This window comes from Muribacter muris, assembly GCF_001038205.1.
GTDB lineage: Bacteria > Pseudomonadota > Gammaproteobacteria > Enterobacterales > Pasteurellaceae > Muribacter > Muribacter muris.
Genome location: NZ_JWIZ01000008.1, coordinates 63962 through 82943 on the forward strand (window position 1 = coordinate 63962; position 18982 = coordinate 82943).

18 protein-coding genes are annotated in these 18982 nt (G+C 45.3%); 6 read left to right on the forward strand and 12 right to left on the reverse strand.

Translation table 11 applies throughout. The annotated features are described in order from the left end of the window. Positions 1 to 56 precede the first annotated feature (56 nt). Both ald and RO21_RS01695 read left to right on the forward strand, forming a co-directional pair. Positions 57 to 1166, forward strand: coding sequence for an alanine dehydrogenase (gene ald, locus RO21_RS01690; RefSeq protein ID WP_047976066.1), 1110 nt, complete (start codon positions 57 to 59; stop codon positions 1164 to 1166). Between the two features lie 64 nt (positions 1167 to 1230). Then, entirely contained in the window at positions 1231 to 2589 is a 1359-nt protein-coding gene (locus RO21_RS01695; RefSeq protein ID WP_047976067.1) for a sodium-dependent transporter, read from the forward strand. Between the two features lie 108 nt (positions 2590 to 2697). On the opposite strand, the gene RO21_RS01700 is transcribed toward RO21_RS01695, so the two are convergent. Continuing rightward, positions 2698 to 3084 (reverse strand): helix-turn-helix domain-containing protein, encoded by a 387-nt coding sequence (locus tag RO21_RS01700; RefSeq protein WP_241482351.1) that lies wholly within the window; start codon positions 3082 to 3084, stop codon positions 2698 to 2700. A gap of 126 nt (positions 3085 to 3210) precedes the next feature. Between RO21_RS01700 and RO21_RS01705 the strand changes: the two genes are divergently transcribed. Continuing rightward, a complete protein-coding gene (locus RO21_RS01705) occupies positions 3211 to 3825 on the forward strand; it encodes a transferrin-binding protein-like solute binding protein (protein ID WP_047976069.1) in 615 nt (204 codons plus the stop codon). Between the two features lie 105 nt (positions 3826 to 3930). Here RO21_RS01705 and RO21_RS01710 read toward each other — a convergent pair whose 3' ends face one another. The 8 genes from RO21_RS01710 to nfo all read right to left on the reverse strand — a co-directional run bounded on the left by RO21_RS01710 (position 3931) and on the right by nfo (position 11667). After that, the gene (locus RO21_RS01710; protein WP_047976070.1) at positions 3931 to 4407 is read right to left on the reverse strand and encodes a hypothetical protein; all 477 of its coding nucleotides are present in this window, start codon (positions 4405 to 4407) and stop codon (positions 3931 to 3933) included. Between the two features lie 106 nt (positions 4408 to 4513). Then, complete coding sequence (recF, locus tag RO21_RS01715) at positions 4514 to 5602, reverse strand: DNA replication/repair protein RecF (RefSeq protein ID WP_047976089.1); 1089 nt, start codon at positions 5600 to 5602, stop codon at positions 4514 to 4516. 73 nt (positions 5603 to 5675) lie between these two features. After that, positions 5676 to 6776, reverse strand: a complete 1101-nt coding sequence (gene dnaN, locus RO21_RS01720) for a DNA polymerase III subunit beta (protein ID WP_047976071.1) — start codon at positions 6774 to 6776, stop codon at positions 5676 to 5678. A 9-nt stretch (positions 6777 to 6785) separates the two neighbouring features. Next, entirely contained in the window at positions 6786 to 8129 is a 1344-nt protein-coding gene (gene dnaA, locus RO21_RS01725) for a chromosomal replication initiator protein DnaA (RefSeq protein ID WP_173425292.1), read from the reverse strand. Between the two features lie 164 nt (positions 8130 to 8293). Beyond that, positions 8294 to 9013: a two-component system response regulator ArcA gene (gene arcA, locus RO21_RS01730; RefSeq protein WP_047976073.1), complete on the reverse strand. Its 720-nt coding sequence runs from the start codon at positions 9011 to 9013 to the stop codon at positions 8294 to 8296. 185 nt (positions 9014 to 9198) lie between these two features. Beyond that, positions 9199 to 10092 carry a cytidine deaminase gene (gene cdd, locus RO21_RS01735; RefSeq protein ID WP_047976074.1) on the reverse strand — a complete coding sequence of 298 codons (894 nt, stop codon included), beginning with the start codon at positions 10090 to 10092 and terminating at the stop codon, positions 9199 to 9201. A gap of 117 nt (positions 10093 to 10209) precedes the next feature. Next, complete coding sequence (locus RO21_RS01740; protein ID WP_047976075.1) at positions 10210 to 10725, reverse strand: NlpC/P60 family protein; 516 nt, start codon at positions 10723 to 10725, stop codon at positions 10210 to 10212. Positions 10726 to 10821: 96 nt separating this feature from the next. Further along, positions 10822 to 11667 carry a deoxyribonuclease IV gene (nfo, locus tag RO21_RS01745; RefSeq protein ID WP_047976076.1) on the reverse strand — a complete coding sequence of 282 codons (846 nt, stop codon included), beginning with the start codon at positions 11665 to 11667 and terminating at the stop codon, positions 10822 to 10824. A 57-nt stretch (positions 11668 to 11724) separates the two neighbouring features. Here nfo and RO21_RS01750 point away from each other — a divergent pair, with 57 nt between their 5' ends. Further along, on the forward strand, positions 11725 to 12294 hold the full coding sequence (locus tag RO21_RS01750; RefSeq protein ID WP_047976077.1) for a TorD/DmsD family molecular chaperone: 570 nt from the start codon (positions 11725 to 11727) through the stop codon (positions 12292 to 12294). A 256-nt stretch (positions 12295 to 12550) separates the two neighbouring features. On the opposite strand, the gene RO21_RS01755 is transcribed toward RO21_RS01750, so the two are convergent. Continuing rightward, on the reverse strand, positions 12551 to 14011 hold the full coding sequence (locus RO21_RS01755) for a surface lipoprotein assembly modifier (RefSeq protein WP_047976078.1): 1461 nt from the start codon (positions 14009 to 14011) through the stop codon (positions 12551 to 12553). A 65-nt stretch (positions 14012 to 14076) separates the two neighbouring features. Next, on the reverse strand, positions 14077 to 14886 hold the full coding sequence (locus RO21_RS01760) for a Cof-type HAD-IIB family hydrolase (RefSeq protein WP_047976079.1): 810 nt from the start codon (positions 14884 to 14886) through the stop codon (positions 14077 to 14079). A 113-nt stretch (positions 14887 to 14999) separates the two neighbouring features. On the opposite strand from RO21_RS01760, the gene RO21_RS01765 reads away from it, so the two are divergent. Next, positions 15000 to 15677, forward strand: coding sequence for a DNA utilization protein GntX (locus RO21_RS01765; RefSeq protein ID WP_047976080.1), 678 nt, complete (start codon positions 15000 to 15002; stop codon positions 15675 to 15677). A 57-nt stretch (positions 15678 to 15734) separates the two neighbouring features. On the opposite strand, the gene RO21_RS01770 is transcribed toward RO21_RS01765, so the two are convergent. Beyond that, on the reverse strand, positions 15735 to 16193 hold the full coding sequence (locus tag RO21_RS01770; RefSeq protein ID WP_047976081.1) for a pyridoxamine 5'-phosphate oxidase family protein: 459 nt from the start codon (positions 16191 to 16193) through the stop codon (positions 15735 to 15737). 204 nt (positions 16194 to 16397) lie between these two features. Here RO21_RS01770 and RO21_RS12730 point away from each other — a divergent pair. Continuing rightward, a partial coding sequence (locus RO21_RS12730; protein WP_277619725.1) for an ESPR-type extended signal peptide-containing protein occupies positions 16398 to 18982 on the forward strand: 2585 nt, incomplete at its 3' end.

An 18982-nucleotide genomic window follows, 5' to 3' on the forward strand; every position in this document is an offset into this window, starting at 1 on the left:
AAATTTGTAGCGTTTTACGCTGTGTGTTTATTACCTCAATCAAAAAGGAACATCCAATGATTATAGGTTGCCCAAAAGAAGTTAAAGTCCAAGAATACCGTGTCGGTTTAACCCCAGCCAACGTTCAATCTTACGTTGAAGCGGGGCATAAAGTGTATATTGAACACGGTGCAGGGGCAGAAATCGGCTTTAGCGATGAAGCCTATCAGCAAGCCGGAGCGGAAATGACCGATAAAGCCACACTGTTTGCGAAAAGCGAGATGATCATCAAAGTGAAAGAGCCGATCGAATGTGAATACGACTATTTCCGTGAAAACCAAATTCTCTATACCTATCTCCACATCGCCGCCGATAAACCGCTGACCGAAATGTTGTTAAAGCGCAATATTCAAGCGATTGCTTATGAAACGATCAAAACCCCGACCGGCTTACCTTGTCTTGCGCCGATGAGTGCGATTGCCGGTCGTTTGGCAACCCTCGAATCCGCCAAATTTATTCAAAAAACCTTCGGCGGTGCGGGTGTCTTGCTAAGCGGCACGGCGGGGACACCTAAAGCCAAAGTGGTGATTTTAGGCGGTGGCGTGGTCGGCTTAAATGCAGCACAAATTGCAATGGGCATTGGGGCGGACGTAACCATTTTAGATATTAACGCCGAACGTCTTGCCTATATCGACCAAATTTTCGGTATGCAAATCAAAACCTTAACCAGTTCACGCGGTAATATTTTAAGTCTGTTACCGGAAGCGGACGTTGTGATCGGCGCGGTGTTAATTCCGGGGGCAAAAGCACCGCATTTAGTTCGCCGTGATGATCTCAAATTGATGAAAAAAGGGGCGATTTTAGTGGACGTTGCCATCGACCAAGGCGGCTGTTTTGAAACCTCCACTCCAACCACTCACAATGATCCGATTTTTGAGATTGACGGTGTGATTCATTATTGTGTTGCCAATATGCCGGGCTGCGTGGCGCGCACTTCAACCCTTGGTTTAACTGATTCCACCCTCCAATACGGCTTAAAAATAGCTGCCCTTGGTGTGAAAGAAGCGTGTTTGTCCGATCCGGCATTATTACAAGGTTTGAACACCTATAACGGCAAATGTACGTTCAAAGGCGTGAGTGATGCCTTTGGTTTAACTTATACAGATGCCAAAACGGCACTGGCTTAATTTTTTCACGCACCGGACACGCGGTGCGTTTTCTTCTATTTTTTGCAAAATTTAAGGTGATTTTATGACAACACAAACAACAACACGGCAATCGTGGTCAAGCCGTCTGACTTACATTTTAACGGTCGCAGGGGCGACTATCGGATTTGGTGCAACTTGGCGTTTTCCCTATTTAGTCGGCGAAAACGGCGGCGGGGCTTATGTTTTCTTGTTCTGCTTAGCGATGATCGTCATCGGTATTCCAATGATTTTGGTTGAAAACGTGATCGGCAGACGTATCCAAAAAAACTCGATCGATGCCTTTGGCGGCACGGCAAACGGCAAAAACATTCATTCCGGATGGAAAATTCTCGGTTATATGGGCTTGCTCGGCTCGTTCGGCATTCTCGCCTATTATATGGTGTTGGGTGGCTGGGTGCTGAACTATATAGGCAGCCTTGTATCCGGTCAATTAGCTCTCTCCGCTCCCGTTACCGTTGAAACGACTGCCGCCTTTTTTGAGCAACATATCCATAATAATCCGATTGCTATTTTAATTTATACGGCGATTTTCGTACTTGCCAACTATATCATATTGGCAAAAGGCATTATGGACGGCATTGAACGCTCGGTAAAATTTCTAATGCCGTTGTTATTTGTTCTGCTGATCATAATGATCATCCGTAATATCACGCTGCCGGGTGCAATGGAAGGGATTAAATTCTACCTAATTCCCGATTTTTCAAAAATCACTAAAGAATTGTTTATCTTTGTTCTCGGGCAAGTCTTTTTCGCCTTGAGCTTAGGTTTCGGCGTATTGATTACCCTCTCCAGTTATCTGAATAAAAATGAAAATCTGGTGAAAACAGCAACGATCACGAGCGTAATCAATACCCTGATCGCCCTTGCTGCCGGCTTTATGATTTTCCCGTCATTGTTTAGCTTTAATGTTGAACCCAATTCCGGCCCGACGCTTGTTTTCCAAAGTTTGCCGATCGTATTTTCGCATATGTGGGCAGGCTCGGTGTTTGCGGTGATTTTCTTTGGACTGCTCGTGGTAGCCGCTCTCACCACCTCACTCACCATTTACGAAGTAATCATCACCGCCTTGCAGGAAAAAACCAAATTAAGCCGCAAAGCAGCGATTGCGATTACCTTAGGCGGCATTTTTGTATTAGGTAATATTCCGTCCGTGCTAAGCGACAATGTTTGGAAAGAGATTACAATCGCCGGTCGCAGTATTTTCGATACCTTTGATTATGTGAGCGGTAATATTCTGTTTATCCTCACCGCACTTGGCAGTGCGATCTTTGTCGGCTTCGTCCTTAAAGATGAGGCGAAAAAAGAGTTAGGGGCGGGCGAAACCTTTACAACCGTTTGGTTTAACTATGTGAAATATGTTATCCCATTGATTATTGTTGTTGTTTTTATCAACTCGCTCTAATCTTATCGCAAAAGGGGCAAGCGATTGCCCCTGTATCCCTCGTTGCCCTCCCACTTAATGACAACATCACATTGTATTATTTTAAGCAAAACCGACCGCTTGCAAATGTTAGGATTGAAATTCGTGCAATAACGCTAAAATCGCTTGTTGGCGGTGATTTGGTAGTTCACGGAAATACTTCAACATTAAAATTTCGTCTTGGGATAAATGCTCGCCGGCAAAATCGGCTTTTCCGTAACGCAACCATTCGGGGCTGATATTCAACCATTTTGACAAGGTTTCGATTTTATCAGGGGTAGGAATAGACTGCCCGATCAACCAGTTATGCACCGCCTGCGGTGTTACGGATTTATTCGGGTGGCGAAGATTAAATTTATTCGAAATTTCAGCTAAGGATAAAGAGTGAAGCCCAGCCAGTTCCAAGGCGGCTTTTAATCTTTTGCTAAAACCTGTTTTGTCTGATTCCGAGTGCATTGACGCATTATGAATAGGCATTATGGTTTTTTATAAATCAAACAATTTACACATTAAATGATTTAATTGATATAAGTTAAATTAGGAGGAGGATAATACTAATGACTAATATTTAGTCTTTAGATTTATTATTTCTAGGAGAGTCCTATGTCATTTAAAAAAATTGCTGTTGTGAGTTTAATTTTGGTTGGTCTGACGGCTTGTGGTAGCGGTGGTGGAGCAGGAACAGCCAAAACACCGGACGGCGAAAAAATCAACTTATCCATTAGCCCAAAAGGTACGGTAGGCGGAAAAACCAAAGATGGATCGTTGATCGGCGAAAATCTCAATGATGCCTTTTACGGTGTTTGGATCAACGATGCCAAAACATTGAAAGAAGTGCGTTATCAAGGTACAAAAACAGAAGATGTGCCAAAATCCGGCGTTGCCGTGTATAAAGGCGATGCTGCTTGGGCAAGCGGTTACGACGGCACACACCAAAAAGGCGGTATCACCACCTTAAATGTGGACTTTGGTAATAAAACCGTTGATGGCTCAATTAAATTTTCTGTCTTTAATGGCGATGAGTTTAGACGAGACATTACCCTACACCAAGGTAGATTATCCGGCGCCGATTTCTCCGGTAGAGCCAGCGTATTGGGCGATAGTAACGGTCTTTATGAAGGGGCATTATTCGGTAAAAACGCAAGAGAAGCGGCAGGGATCGTTCAATTCGGCGAAAACTCCAACCTAGATGTCAGCTTCGGCGGAAAAAAACAATAACTCCGCGACACGCGGTAAAATCAGCCTAAAAATGTGCAATTTCAGGCTGAAATAACATTGGGGTATGTGAATACCCCAAATTAAAGTTGAAAAACGTATTTTGATTTATCGCCGTGAAAACAGCCTATCGAAATACATTATTCGGGATAGGGCAACGGATTTAAACGAAATCACAAACAAGAAAGCGATCACCAATGTGAAAGTAGCCCCTATGATTGAGGGAGCAATGTTATGGGTTATGATACCCTCTACAATAAACATTATCCCGCCCAACATAAAAAAGCAGAGTATAATCAATGAGCCCCAATGTAGTCTGACGGTTAAATGTATAGTCGTTTGCTCGTGATCTTGGCTAATTTTGCCGATAAATACCGGTAATGCCGGACTTGTCCCGCCTTTTAAAATTGGTAGTAACTTAAATGCGGAAGCCGATAATTTGCCGTAAAAGTGATGGCGGTATTTTGGGCTGATCAAAAACTGCCAGCTCATTGTCGGATCGACCATTTCGGCAATTTTTTGCCGAACCTCATCGGGCGATAATCGGGTGGTGTAAGTTCTTTTTTCAATCGGGATGCCGCACATTTTTTCTTCCTTATCCTGTGTTTACAACAGAGTGATTGTAACCTAAACGATCATTTTCTCTTGAGATTATTTTTTGCAAAAAATTACTAAAAACCGACCGCTTGAATCATACGATTGAGGTGATAATACCGTTTTCAACCCGAAACAGTCTATCATCCGTCTTTTCCTGCCAGTGCATCTGTTGCAGCTGATCTTGGGTGATGGCGGTAACAAATACTTGAGATTGACTTTGCCGTAGGCGGTGGGCAAGTAGCTCCCGTTTGGTCGGATCAAGTTCGGAGGCAAAATCGTCAATCAAAAACAGGCACTGGCGTTGTTTTTGTCGGATTAAATATTCCCCTTGGGCAAGGCGTAACGCACACATTAGCAATTTGAGCTGTCCTCGAGAGAGGACATCTTCCACCGGTAAACCGTTAGCACGGAAACGGAAATCCGCTTTTTGCGGCCCAACCATTGTATAGCCGACATTGCGATCCCGCTCAAAACTGTTTGCCAAAATCTCGGCGTAATCGCTCTCTTTTTCCCAGCCTTGATGAAAGCTGACGCTCACCTCTAATTCCGGTAAGAAAAATTGGCAGGTACGTTCGATTTCCGGCCGTAACGCATCGGCATAATCCGAACGTAACTCGCTGATAATTTTGGCTAATTTTGCCAGTTCAATATCCCAGCCTTTTAACTCGGCATAATGGCGAACTTGTGAAAGTGCCGCATTACGTTGTTTGAGTAGCCGTTTTAAATTTGCCCAGTGGCGATAAAATTCACTGTGTTGATGAAATAAACCCCAGTCTAAAAAAGCACGGCGATATGCCGGCCCGCCATTTAGCAGGGTTAAACCTTCGGGGGTCAGCACCTGCATTGGCAATAGTTGAGCCAAATCGGAAATTTTTTTGCCGTCTTCGCCGTTAATTTTGAGGGTAGTATCGCCTTGACGTGTTTTTTGCAGCCCGACTGACCACCGATGTTTTTCTTCATCGAGCTGACCAAACAACGTGAAGCGGTCGTGATCATAATGAATGATCCGATTGCTGATATGGCTTTTGAAAGATCGCCCGTGCCCGAGATAAAAAATCGCTTCTAGCAGGCTGGTTTTGCCGCTCCCGTTTGCGCCGACCAAAAAATTAAAGCCTTCGCTTAATTCAAGATCGACATTAGCGAGATTGCGAAAATGGTTGATGATAAGGCGAGATAGGGACATCGGGCGTACAAGCGGTCGGTTGAGCAATATTTTTAACAAAGGGCTTGCCCGTTGAAAGCAAGCCCGAAGCGGATTAGAGGCGCATTGGCATAATCACATATTCTGCGGTGCTATTGTCGCAATCTTCAATTAAGCAACTGGAGCTGGCATCGACAAGGCTGATCCGCACACGCTGGCATTTGAGTGTATTCAGGACATCAAGCAGATAGCTGACGTTAAAGCCCACTTCCATTTCCGTGCTTTGATAGGACACGTCAATAATTTCTTCCGCTTCCTCTTGCTCCGGGTTGTTGGCGGTGATCTTCAGCAAATTATCATTTAATGCCAAGCGTACGCCACGGAAACGTTCATTAGATAAAATCGCTGCCCGTACTAATGCCCGTTTTAATCCTTCCGCATCGGCTTCTAAAATGCGATCCGCATTGCGTGGCAGGACTCGGCGGTAATCCGGAAAACGCCCGTCAATCAGTTTGGAGGTAAAGACAATGCCGTTCATTGACACACGCAGGTTGCTCGTGCCGATTTCCAAGCGGACATCATCACTGTTGCCGACTAAACGGGACAACTCCAATACCGCTTTGCGTGGTACGATCACCGAGTGGGTTTGCAGTTCTTGGCTTAACGCCATTGTGCAGACGGCTAAGCGATGACCGTCTGTCGCCACCGTGCGTAACAGATTGCCTTCTGTTTCAAATTTCATACCGTTGAGGAAATAGCGGGCATCTTGGTTTGCCATTGAAAACTGGGTCGCATCAATCAAGCGTGCTAAGGTGGCTTGCTCAATGGTGAAGTCCACTTCCGGTTTCCAATCCATTAAATTCGGGTAATCCGCAGCCGGCAGCGTCGCGAGATTGAATTTACTGCGATCGGCACGGATTAAAGCGCGATCTTCCTCAAATTGCACCGAAATGATGCTATCGTCCGGTAAACTACGGCAAATATCCAAGAATTTTTTCGCCGGAATTGTGAATTTACCGCCGGTTTTAACGCTTTCAAATAATTCGGCTTCAGTGGTCAGTTCCACCTCTAAATCCGTGCCAGTCAGCGAAAGGCGGTTGCCTTCAATATTCAGCAACAGATTGCTAATAATCGGCAATGTCGGGCGAGAGCTAAGTACGCTACAAACCTGTTGTAACGGTTTGAGTAACTGTTCACGGGTAATAGTAAATAGCATAACAATTCCTTAGGACGATAATTTGCGGGTTAGGTTAATATAATCTTCTTGGATACTGCTGTCGGTATCCCTTAATTCACTGATGGTTTTGCAGGCGTGCATCACGGTGGTGTGATCCCGCCCGCCAAATTCACGCCCGATTTCAGGCAAGCTGTGTTGGGTCAATTCTTTTGCCAGTGCCATCGCCATTTGGCGTGGGCGAGCCACCGAGCGTGTGCGGGTTTTGGATTTCAGATCGGTCATTTTGATGTTGTAATATTCCGCAACCACCCGCTGAATATTTTCAATCGTGATTAGGTGATCGTAAGAGGCAATCAGATCTTTCAATGCTTCACGCACAGCATCAATCGTAATCGGGCGGCCTTGGAAATTACTCCACGCAATCGCACGGTTTAATGCGCCCTCTAATTCCCTCACATTAGTACGCAGTTTTTGCCCCAAGAAAAAGGCAACATCTTCGTTCAACGCAATGCCACGTTCTTCGGCTTTTTTCATCAAAATCGCCACCCGTGTTTCCAGCTCCGGCGGCTCAATCGCCGCATTCACCCCCCAACTTAAACGGGAGCGGATACGCTCTTCAATATTTTCAATATTTTTCGGAAACACATCGGAGGTAACGATAATTTGTTTACTGCCCTCAAACAAAGAATTAAAGGTGTGGAAAAACTCCTCTTGGGTCGCTTCCTTGTTGGCGAAAAATTGAATATCGTCAATCATCAGCACGTCAAGGGAGCGGTAGAATTTTTTGAAATTATCAATCGTATTTGCTTTGAGGGCTTTGACCATATCTTGCACAAAACGCTCGGAATGGATATATACCACTTTAGCATTTGGGTTTTGGCTCAAAATATGGTTGCCGATAGCGTGAAGCAAATGGGTTTTCCCCAATCCCGTGCCGCCGTAAAGGGAGAACGGGTTGCAATGACTTTCGCCGGGGTTAGCGGCAACTTGCTGCGCCACTGCTTTTGCCAGTTGGTTTGATTTCCCCTGCACAAAGTTATCAAAGGTGAGGTTATTTGCTAGACCTGTGCGGATATTGTGTGGCGTTGCGCTATCCTGTGGCTTGAGCGGCGGCTCTGCAATGCTGGTTTGCTCGGTCGGCTTAATGCCGACATTGAGTACCACCTGTAAATTATCGTTTTTGCTGAGAAAACGTGCCAGCCCGACAATTTCCGCCATAAATTTATCTTTGACCCAGTTCGCCACAAATTGATTTTGTGCATAAAGTACCAATTCCCCGTTGGTTGAGCTCGCTTGCAACGGACGCAGCCAAGTGCTGTAATCCGTGGACGAAACTTTCGTTTGTAAGTGGCTTAAACAATCAGACCAAAGGGAAGACACGATTTGCTCCAAAATAATAGTGAAAAAGGTTCGCTATCATACCCTAAAATCGTGTGGAAATCTTGTAAATTTTTTGTGGAAAGGGGAACGGAAGAAACGACAAGCGGTCAGTTTACGGGACTTTTTTGCAAAAATAATATCAAAACCGACCGCTTGCTTTTCATCAGGGGAGACGGCTATTCAATATCCCCGCAAAAGCGGTAGCCTTCGCCGTGAATAGTAACGATGATTTCCGGCGTGTCCGGATGATCTTCAAAATGTTTGCGGATACGGCGAATGGTAACATCAACCGTGCGGTCGTGAGGTTTAAGCTCACGCCCGGTCATTCTTTTGAGCAGATCTTCACGGGTTTGAATCCGCCCCGGATTTTCGCAGAAATGCTGTAAGGCTCTAAACTCGCTGCGGGGCAGTTTGATTACCGTCCCTTCAGGGTTAATGAGGCTACGGCTATTGACATCCAACGTCCAGCCGTTAAAGCGATAACTTTCGACTTGATGAGCGTCTTTATCCGTCAGTTTATCTTTTTCCGCCATTGTGCGTAAAAGCAGATTGCGTGCCCGAATCGTCAGTTCCCTTGGATTAAACGGTTTGGTAATGTAGTCGTCCGCCCCGATCTCCAAACCTAAAATTTTGTCAACTTCGTTGTCCCGCCCTGTTAAAAACATTAGCGCAATATTTGTATTTTCACGTAATTCCCGTGCGAGCATCAATCCATTTTTACCGGGTAAATTTATATCCATAATCACGAGATGAATTGCCTGCTGTTCTAATATTGAGTGCATTTCGTTGCCATCGCTTGCCTCAAATACATCATAGCCTTCCGCCGTAAAAATACTTTTCAACGTGCTTCGGGTAACAGCTTCATCTTCAACAATCAAAATTTGTGGATTTTGCATTTTTTAACCTTTGATAAAATTTAACAATTCGACTTATCTCATTTGCACTGACACAAATGTTGCAAAGTTTTACCATTCTACTTGGCATTTGTAACATCTGAAATAGCAAATTTTCGATTTACTTAGCTTTAATCAAATTTTCCGAGTAAGCGAGCTTTTTCTGTGGACTATTTGTTTAAATTTTGTTACAGGCTGAAATAGTCTATTTCTAAATTAAACAGCTGTTTAGCCAAAGATGCCGTGATGGCACGGCTGCTAAGTACCGCCACTTTTTCCGCTAATACCACCCTTGTGATCGGATCTGTTTGCCAACCGTTTAAGCGTTGAAAATTGAGCGCCGATTGAAGCGGCAGAAAACTCGGATTGAAGGCGGCATTTTCGGCATAACGCCCGGTAATGATACGCTCGCCGCATTGAAGTGCGACTCCACTGTATGCCGAACTGTACGGCGCATAGGCGTACGCAGCCGCTTCAATGGCTGCTTGGATTAAAGGATCGCCTTGTGGTAAAAAGGCTTGGCGGGTGCGATCAAACAAAAGTTGCTCAATCTGTAAATCTTTTGGCCCGAAAGCATCCGGCAAATAGTGATGAAGCGGTTGATGTTGGCAATGGGGCAGGTGAATATGAAGATCGGCGGCACTGTTAAGCTCATTCATAAATTGGCGACAATGCCCGCACGGCGTGTAGTTCACCACAATATCGGTTAAACGGCTCTCGCCGGCAAGCCAAGCGTGCCCGATCGCACTCTGTTCGGCGTGTAGGGTTTGTTGAATGGCATCGTGGGCAAATTCTTGGTTTGCGCCAAAATAGAATGTACCTGATGTGCCGATAGCAATCGCCCCGACATTAAAATGAGAAACCGGCGTTAAGGCGTAACAAGCGGCAATCGGCAGGCCGGCAAGTGCAAATTCCAGTGTTGAAACTCGGAACTGTTGGCAGCATTCAGCGACAAAAGACGGCGACAAACGGCCTTGATAATCTTGAGCGGCAAGTTGGTTGATGATAGCGTTGATCAGCGGTTTTTTCTGATCATCATTAACACGGTCTAAACGCTGGACAAGCGCATTGAGCGTAGGCATTACATTTTCTCCTTTTGATTGTGATATTTCACGGCGTGTTACTATACAAGTCTTAAAATGTTTCGCAATGCCTAATCAGAATTTTACAAAAAATTGTACCGAACCGACCGCTTGCTTTTATAAAACACGGCGGGATTGTGTGTAATTTCTTGCCCAGTAACGTTCCGATAATGAGCTGGTCATTACCCCACGGCTGGTGCTGGCGTGTACAAACTTACCGCCGCCAATATAGACGCCAACGTGATGATTGTTACGGAAGAACACCAAATCACCGGGACGCAGTGCCGATTTTGAAATCGCGCGTCCGGCGTGTTTTTGCTCCGCTGTTGAACGTGGTAAATGCAGATTGAACGCACTGTGCATCGTGGTTTTCACAAATGCCGAACAGTCAATGCCCGCTTTGGTTGTCCCCCCAAGCCGATAGCGTGTACCCGCCCAATGTCGATATACGCCTAACACTTTTTGCGAGGCATCGTTGGCAGGATTAGACAGGGCGGTGTGGCGTTTTTGTTGCGCTAAAATTTGGCTTTTGGTTGCCGCTTGGGTACTTAAACTGGCATTAGCGCAGCCGGTCAGCCCCAATAACAAGCTAATGAAGATAAAGGTTGAAAAAGATTTTAAACGGTGATACATAATGTTTGCTTCGCCAATTTATCGCTGGCGAAAATGCCTCGTGATTGAATAGATAAAGCGGCTCAAATGCGCCGTCCGTTTTGCGACACCCAAAAATCAATTTTGTTCCAACGATCGTAAAAACTGAATTTCAGTTGCCCAATTTTCAGGCGAAATGGTTTCTAAAATCATTGGAATGTCATCAAATGCGGTGTGGTTCATAATAAATTGAAACACTTCTGTGCCGATAGTGCCACCGTTTAGCGTATCGTGGCGATCAACCCGGCTGCCGAGGGCAGTTTTCGAGCCGTTAAGGTGCATTCCCCGTAAAAACGCAAACCCGACGACCTGATCAAACTCGGCAAAAACCTGCTCGCTGGCGGCATAACTGCTGATGTCATAGCCGGCGGAAAACAGGTGGCAAGTATCCAAACAGACACCGACCCGTTGTTTATTTTCCACTTGCTCAATAATTTCACGCAAATGCTCAAACCGCCAGCCGAGATTTGAGCCTTGTCCGGCGGTATTTTCAATCACAGCCACCACATTCGGCACGGCTTCAACCGCCAAATTGATCGATTCGGCAATGCGAGCGAGGCAGTCTTGTTCACTGATTTTATTCAAATGGCTACCGGGGTGAAAATTGAGCAGTTTTAGCCCTAACTGGTCGCAACGTTGCATCTCATCAATAAACGCCGCACGGGATTTCGCCAAATTTTCGGCATCGGGGCTGCCTAAGTTAATCAAATAGCTGTCGTGAGGCAGAATATGATCGGCGGAAAATTGATGGGCTTGGCAAAAACGTTTGAATTTTGCAATGTTGTCCGCTTTCAACGGAGGTGCTTGCCACTGGCGCTGGTTTTTCGTAAATAACGCGAACGCATTCGCCCCAATCTCCACCGAGCGTAAGATCGCATTTTCCACACCGCCGGCAGCGCTGACGTGTGCACCAATATATTTCATTTTATCTTCCTCCACGAGTTAGTGTAACATACGCCTTTTTCATTTCAGCGAGTTATTATGAGCGAGACGATCATCAATGATTTTTCACTGCTTTGCCGCTTATTCGGCAATCTTTTTTACCGCTGCCCTGACGATCCGATTTTAGCCGGCACATTTCTTTGGCTTCAACAAGGGCAGTTAAAGCAACATTGGGCGCTCACCACCGATGCGCAAAGCGAGCAGGCACTGGCTAAAATCGAACAGGGCGCACACCCTACGGCACTAGGCAAGGATTATCAAGCACTTTTTGGCGAACAGGGTGCTATTGCTACGACAATCTCTGCCTATGGATTGCCGGTGGCGGATTTTGCCACTTTCCGTGAACAACGTGGAATGCCGCCGTTAGCACAGCCCGATCACGTTGCTCTATTATTGCTGACGGCATCGTGGGTCGAAGATAACCTCCAGTCCCTTGAGGCGCAAAAAGCCTTATTTGAGCAGTTTTTATTGCCGTGTTTAAGCAAATTTTTGGGCAAAGTCGAAGCCTTTGATAGCGGTTTTTACAAAGCTCTCGCCCAGCTCTGCCGTGATGCCCTCGCAGCAATGGCAGATGAGTTGGAAGAAGCCGACAGCGAAAATCCGGCGTAACAAGCGGTCGGTTTAAGCCGCTTTTTTGCAGAATTTCAATATTATGTAGGTAGCCGTTGCACAAAGTTGTTTTTTATTCGCTTGTAGGGACACACTGCGTGTGTCCGGATTTTAACCTATTGACATAATTTGATTTTTATAAAGGACACACGCAGTGTGTCCCTACATTCTGTTAAAATGTCTATTCTTGTGCATTTGCTATACAATGCCAATTTTGAGCAAAATAAAAGGCTTGCCTCGGCAAGCCTTAATCACACTAAAATTGTTTACTGAAATCCAAAAAGATACGGTGTTTGTCATAATTGGAAAACGCATAATTACTTTTGGTTTTGGTGAAATTGTAGGTCAAACGTGGCGTAATCCCCCAATAATGCACCGCCCGATGCCAAACGGACGCTTGAAAACCGTATTCCTTATTCCGTTGGGTAATATTGAAAATCGGCATTGCCCCTTTGTAATGTTTCTGCGCATAGCTAATTGATAAACGGCTGGATAAACCTTTCCCCCATTCTTGCCCCCAGCCGAGCGATAGCCCGCGGCGTGTATAAGCATCGTCTTTATCCCTCGCCGACACCCGATTGTAATTAAGATTACCGAACCAATACTGTTTGGCACTGGCAAGGTAAACCAAACCGGCTGACGCAAAATGGCTGTTACCGTTTAAATGCTTACGGCTGGCGTAACGCTGCTCGCCGTATTCGTATGAACCGCTAAGCTGCCAGTTCGGTGAAAGCCAGTAGTTCGTTTCAAGCGCTACACCGCTGGTTTTGGAAAAACGTTTGAGCGTATCGCTTTTCGCCGAGCCGCCGGCGTAGAGGGTTTGCTCCATAAAGGGGAATAACGCCAGCGTATATTTGGCATTTTGAAAGCCTAAGCCGACACTCGCACGCCCGCTCATTTCGTTATATTTTTGATTATCCCAATAATATTTGCCGCTGCCGTTTAAACGCAGCTCATTAAACCAGCCGTTATGCCACGACCATTTTTTGCCGACATTCAGATTAAAGCCGATCCCTTGTGCCGATTCCCGTTTGGGCGCGTGCCAATTACCAATCGTTGTGCCGGATTTCGGCGCATTGTTGATATTCGGATCGTTGAGATAGGTCAGCCCGCCGCTAAAACTCCAACTATCCCGTTTGTTAATTGCAGAAAGATACTGTTCAATGACCGCTTGCACTTCTTGTGGCAGGGTTTCCGCCCGTAATTTTTGGAACTGATCTTGCGCGGCGTCCAGTTCATTATTCTCAAATAGCACAACGGCTAATTGAAAACGCACCAAAAAAGTGACAGACGGATTTTCCGCAATCAATTCTCGATAAAGTGCAATCGCTTGGGTGTAATGCCGCTCTTTTTTCGCCAAAATCGCTTTTGCCCATTTGGTTAATCCCGCATCTTGATATTGCGGTGCTAAATCTTGATAAAGTGGATAGAGTAACGCCACATTGTCGCCATTGCCCTGCATTACCGCCGGTAACAAGGCTCGAATCAGCAGTTCCGGCTGTTTTGCCAATTCTGCTTTGGTAATGCTGATTTTAGTCGGTTTATCCGCTTGTTTTTGTATATTTTGCTTTACAACCGGTTTGGGCTGATGCTGCTCCAAAGCCTCCGTTTGCATACGTTGATCATCAAAACGCTCAATGATTTTTTGTTGATCCTGATCGGCAGCAACAAACGGGCTGACGGCTAAACATAGGGCGGAAAGTGCATATTTTTTCATTTCTTGTTTTCCATAAAATCTCAGAAAAGTGGGAAAAATGTGATGTTTTAATCGTGAATTGTAACTTAAATTACCTTAAGTTGCTCAAGGGCGTGCAAAATCCCGTCTTGTTCGATGGGAAGTGTAACATAGTCCGCAACGGCTTTGAGTTCGGGTTCGGCATTCCCCATCGCCACACCGAAGCCGACAGATGCCAGCATTTCCAAATCGTTTAGCCCATCGCCAAATGCCATTGCATTATCAAGGGATAAATTAAAATGGCGTAACACATCGGCAATGCCTTTCGCTTTGGAATTATGTTGATTCAGCAGATCGACAGAGTAAGGGTGCCAGCGTACTTCTTTCCAATCGTCTTCCAAAATACCTGCGGCAATCACCTCCTGCGTCCGCTCTTGCGGGAAAAACGCTAACAGTTGCAATACCTGATGGTTGAGGTGATGAAGCGGATCAACGATATAGTCGTCTTTAATCGGGCGTAGTGCAATTTCAACCTCCGCCGTGTTGTTTGACACGGCGATCTCATCGGAGGTAACGAACGCATATTCAATATTCAGTGCGGTTAATTTTTGTAATGCCCGCTCAATTCGCTCCGTCGTCAGCGGATATTCGCTGATAATTTCATTTTTATAGCGATTATACTGCCCGTTTGTCGTTACAAAAAGCTCAAAGCCTTTTGGCGAGATTAACGGCTTGAGGGCATCGGGAAATGCCCCGTAAGTACGCCCCGTTGCGATTGCCGGAATAATATTGTTGGCTTTCAAACGGGGAATCACCTGTTCCATAATTGATGCTGGAATCCGCTGTTCTTTTTTGTAGTATAAGGTTTCATCAATGTCGAAAAAGACAATTTTGATCGGCTGTGATAGTTTCTGCATTTTTTCTCCTTTTTACAAACGGCAAGATTTTACTGATTTTTCGATCAATGTCACAAAATTCTATCCATTTTTGCCATAAAAAATTGATACAGTTCAACAAAAAGGAAACCAAAATGAATATATGGGGATTTCGTTGCTTCCATTGCCAACGCCAATTACAGATCAGCTCACACGGTTTTTGCAGCCACTGTGTCGCCTTAGTCAAACCTTCACCTTATTGTACCCGCTGCGGATCGCCTCTGTTGCATTATCATCACGGCTGCGGCAACTGCCTAAATGGTGAGGTAAAATGGCATCAAATTGTGCAAATTTCCCGTTATAAACCACCGCTTGCAGACTGGATTCACCGTTTTAAATTTCAACATCAGCCTTACTTAGACGAAGCACTTGGCAGATTATTACTATTGGCAATTAAAAATGCGCAGCGGAGCTATCGACTTGAACGACCGGAGGTGATTTTGCCCGTACCACTCTTTTGGCATCGACAATGGAAAAGGGGATATAATCAGGCAGACTGCCTTGCCGCTTATGTGGCAGATAAACTGACAATTCCGTTGGATAACCGCTCGCTCATACGGATTAAAGCAACCTGTTCACAGCGGGAATTGACGGCGGCGGCTCGCAAGAAAAATGTGAAAGATGCGTTTTGCTATCAACCTCAGCAAAACTATCGAAATGTCGCCATTGTGGACGATGTGATTACCACCGGTGCAACCCTGAATGCAATCTGCTCACAACTGCTGAAAAAAGGTATACGGCACATTCAAGTGTGGGCGTTAGCAAGGGCATAGTATGCAAAAAATCGCATTATCGCACCGCTTGCATTGAGGAAAGTATAGGTACTGCGGTTAAACGTCTAAATTGTCCCACTCGCTCTCATCATCATTATCTCCCAATCGCCATTCCATTGTGCTAAATAAACCGAGAGAGTGATCAATTAAACGGGCAAATTCCAAGCGAACTTCCCATACAGGTAATTCATCAATTAAATAGTGCTGATAATCTCGATTATACAATGTTTTGGCAATCTCCGCATCTTCCCCCTCTAACATTTTCGCTTGACCGGTAAATTGCAAACCTTGCAAAGAAGGATTAAAACGGGTAGGTGTAAAGATTGTTCCCGCAACATTCGGATTTTTCTTCATTACTCGACCGTGGAGGGTTTGATCGCTACTGATATAAAGAAGACGATTATTATCGTTATCGAAATAGTAGTAGAAAGTGTTTGCCCAAGGCTGATTATTTTCCGTACAACAGAGCGTACATAAATATTTTTTACGAAGGAAGTTTGCAATTCTTTTTTTCATACATCATTTTTATAGAGAGTTAGTCAAGGGATAATATTTTCTTTTCAAAAGAATTGCAATAACACACCTTACATTTATTTTCAAAAGATGACAATTGCATATAATATATGCCTATCTTCTTTATTGAAATAGTAAAAAAGGATTTTTATTTTTTAATTTAATGGTAGAATTCTTTTCTAGTATCAACAAAATTGAGAATAGTGTATGAATAAAATTTTTAAAGTGATTTTTAATCATATCACCCAAACATGGGTTGCAGTATCAGAACTTAATCGAAGCAAAGGTAAAACAAAATCATCAATAAATCAGCAAGTATCAGTCCATAAAATAGCAGTTACTTCAGCCACATTAGTACTAATGTCAGCCAGTGCGAATGCACTGGCTGCCGTACAAATTGGTTCTACAAATGGCAATCAGATCTCTTCTAGTGAAACGGAAGTATATTCTGGTACAGGAAATGTCGGAAATATCGCTATAGGTTCTGGCTCAAAAGCACTGGGAAATCGAGCTGATCAAGCATCGTTAGCTATTGGTAGTAAGGCAATTGCAAAAGGACAATCTGTCATAGCAATTGGTCAAAACGCCACAGCAGAAGCTGGGGGTAGTGTTGCAATAGGAAATGCTGCAAAAGTTCATACTAATCACGGCATAGCAATTGGACAAAATGCTGTTGTTAATCAAGGGCAAGATGCTGGAATTGCTATTGGTATTAACGCAAATGCTAAACATGAAGGAGCTATTGCATTAGGTCGAAACTCAGTAACAACAGGTAGAGATCAAGTTTCCGTTGGCAGTAATGCTCTAAAAAGAAAAATCGTGAATGTTGCCAATGCTACTTTAGATAATCGTTCGACTGAGGCTGTTACAGGACAACAGCTATATCAAACAAATATAGCAGTCAGCACTGCACAGTCTACTGCAACAGCAGCTCAAAGCACAGCGAATAGGGCTTCGACATCTGCCACAAATGCACAAAGTACCGCAAATGCTGCATCGACTGCTGCGACAGCAGCCCAAAGCACAGCGAATAGGGCTTCGACATCTGCCGCAAATGCACAAAGTACCGCAAATGCAGCATCTACCGCTGCGACAGCAGCTCAATCTACAGCTAATGCTGCTTCAACATCTGCATCTCAAGTATCCACAGCTTTAAATAGTAAAGCTGATGTTAGTCGTGCATTTACTTTCAATATAGAAAACAATTTATCTAATCAAAATACACAAGCTGGCAAAGCCAAAGAATGGACATTAGCTCAAAATAATTCACTTACTTTCGGTGCAACATCAGATCTCACTGTAAGTACCGATGGTTCAGGTAAGATCATTTATGGTTTATCTTCTGTAGCCAAAACAGCAATTTCTGCTGCCAGTACTGCTGCAAAAACAGTCAATGACAATTTAGCTAAAATTGAAACAGCAGCTTCAACAGCCACTAATGCTGCTGCTCAAGCTGCAAATTCGGCCTCTGCTGCAGACAGTTCGGCAAAAGCCGCAAGCACATCGGCAAATGCAGCGTACAGCTCCGCAACTAAAGCCGATTCATCTGCAACCGCCGCAAGTACTTCAGCAACTGCCGCATCAAACTCAGCGTCCGCTGCAGACAGTTCGGCAACAGCGGCAAGTACCTCCGCAAGTGCAGCAAACAGCTCTGCAAATAAAGCCGATTCTTCAGCAACTGCCGCATCAAATTCAGCATCTGCTGCAGATAGTTCGGCAACAGCGGCAAGTACCTCTGCAAGTGCAGCGGATAGCTCTGCAACTCAAGCGGGTTCTTCCGCAACTGCCGCATCAAATTCAGCGTCTGCTGCAGATAGTTCAGCAAAAGTAGCAAGCACTTCGGCAAGTGCAGCGGACAGCTCCGCAACTCAAGCGGGTTCTTCCGCAACTGCCGCATCAAATTCAGCGTCCACTGCAGATAGTTCAGCGAAAGCCGCAAGTACTTCGGCAAGTGCAGCGGATAGTTCTGCAACTCAAGCTGGCTCGTCCGCAACTGCCGCATCAAACTCTGCTTCTGCCGCAGGCAGTTCAGCAACTGCTGCAAAAGCCTCTGAAACAGCTGCTTCAAGCTCCGCGTCTGCTGCAGATAGTTCGGCAAAAGCCGCAAGCACTTCGGCAAGTGCAGCAAACAGCTCTGCAAATAAAGCCGATTCTTCAGCAACTGCCGCATCAAATTCAGCGTCCGCTGCAGACAGTTCGGCAACAGCAGCAAGTACCTCCGCAAGTACAGCAAACAGCTCTGCAAATAAAGCCGATTCTTCAGCAACTGCCGCATCAAACTCAGCGTCCGCTGCAGACAGTTCGGCAACAGCAGCAAGTACCTCCGCAAGTGCAGCAAACAGCTCTGCAAATAAAGCCGATTCTTCAGCAACGGCAGCATCAAACTCTGCTTCTGCTGCAGACAGTTCGGCAAAAGCCGCAAGCACTTCGGCAAGTGCAGCAAACAGCTCTGCAACCAAAGCAGATTCTTCCGCAACGGTAGCATCAAACTCTGCTTCTGCTGCGGACAGCTCTGCAACTCAAGCGGGCTCTTCTGCAACGGCAGCATCAAGTTCAGCGTCAGCAGCAGATAGTTCAGCCACTGCGGCAAAAGCCTCTGAAACAGCTGCGTCAAGCTCGGCTTCTGCCGCGGACAGTTCAGCCTCCGCAGCAAAAGACTCTGAAACAGCTGCATCAAGCTCCGCTTCTGCCGCAAACAGTTCAGCCACTGCAGCAAAAGACTCTGAAACAGCCGCTTCAAGCTCCGCTTCTGCCGCAGGCAGTTCAGCCTCCGCAGCAAAAGACTCTGAAAC

Coding starts and splice junctions, on each gene's coding strand:
- ald (WP_047976066.1), top strand. CDS start 57: ATGATTATAGGTTGCCCAAAAGAAGTTAAAGTCCAAGAATACCGTGTC.
- RO21_RS01695 (WP_047976067.1), top strand. CDS start 1,231: ATGACAACACAAACAACAACACGGCAATCGTGGTCAAGCCGTCTGACT.
- RO21_RS01700 (WP_241482351.1), bottom strand. CDS start 3,084: ATGCCTATTCATAATGCGTCAATGCACTCGGAATCAGACAAAACAGGT.
- RO21_RS01705 (WP_047976069.1), top strand. CDS start 3,211: ATGTCATTTAAAAAAATTGCTGTTGTGAGTTTAATTTTGGTTGGTCTG.
- RO21_RS01710 (WP_047976070.1), bottom strand. CDS start 4,407: ATGTGCGGCATCCCGATTGAAAAAAGAACTTACACCACCCGATTATCG.
- recF (WP_047976089.1), bottom strand. CDS start 5,602: ATGTCCCTATCTCGCCTTATCATCAACCATTTTCGCAATCTCGCTAAT.
- dnaN (WP_047976071.1), bottom strand. CDS start 6,776: ATGCTATTTACTATTACCCGTGAACAGTTACTCAAACCGTTACAACAG.
- arcA (WP_047976073.1), bottom strand. CDS start 9,013: ATGCAAAATCCACAAATTTTGATTGTTGAAGATGAAGCTGTTACCCGA.
- cdd (WP_047976074.1), bottom strand. CDS start 10,092: ATGCCTACGCTCAATGCGCTTGTCCAGCGTTTAGACCGTGTTAATGAT.
- RO21_RS01740 (WP_047976075.1), bottom strand. CDS start 10,725: ATGTATCACCGTTTAAAATCTTTTTCAACCTTTATCTTCATTAGCTTG.
- nfo (WP_047976076.1), bottom strand. CDS start 11,667: ATGAAATATATTGGTGCACACGTCAGCGCTGCCGGCGGTGTGGAAAAT.
- RO21_RS01750 (WP_047976077.1), top strand. CDS start 11,725: ATGAGCGAGACGATCATCAATGATTTTTCACTGCTTTGCCGCTTATTC.
- RO21_RS01755 (WP_047976078.1), bottom strand. CDS start 14,011: ATGAAAAAATATGCACTTTCCGCCCTATGTTTAGCCGTCAGCCCGTTT.
- RO21_RS01760 (WP_047976079.1), bottom strand. CDS start 14,886: ATGCAGAAACTATCACAGCCGATCAAAATTGTCTTTTTCGACATTGAT.
- RO21_RS01765 (WP_047976080.1), top strand. CDS start 15,000: ATGAATATATGGGGATTTCGTTGCTTCCATTGCCAACGCCAATTACAG.
- RO21_RS01770 (WP_047976081.1), bottom strand. CDS start 16,193: ATGAAAAAAAGAATTGCAAACTTCCTTCGTAAAAAATATTTATGTACG.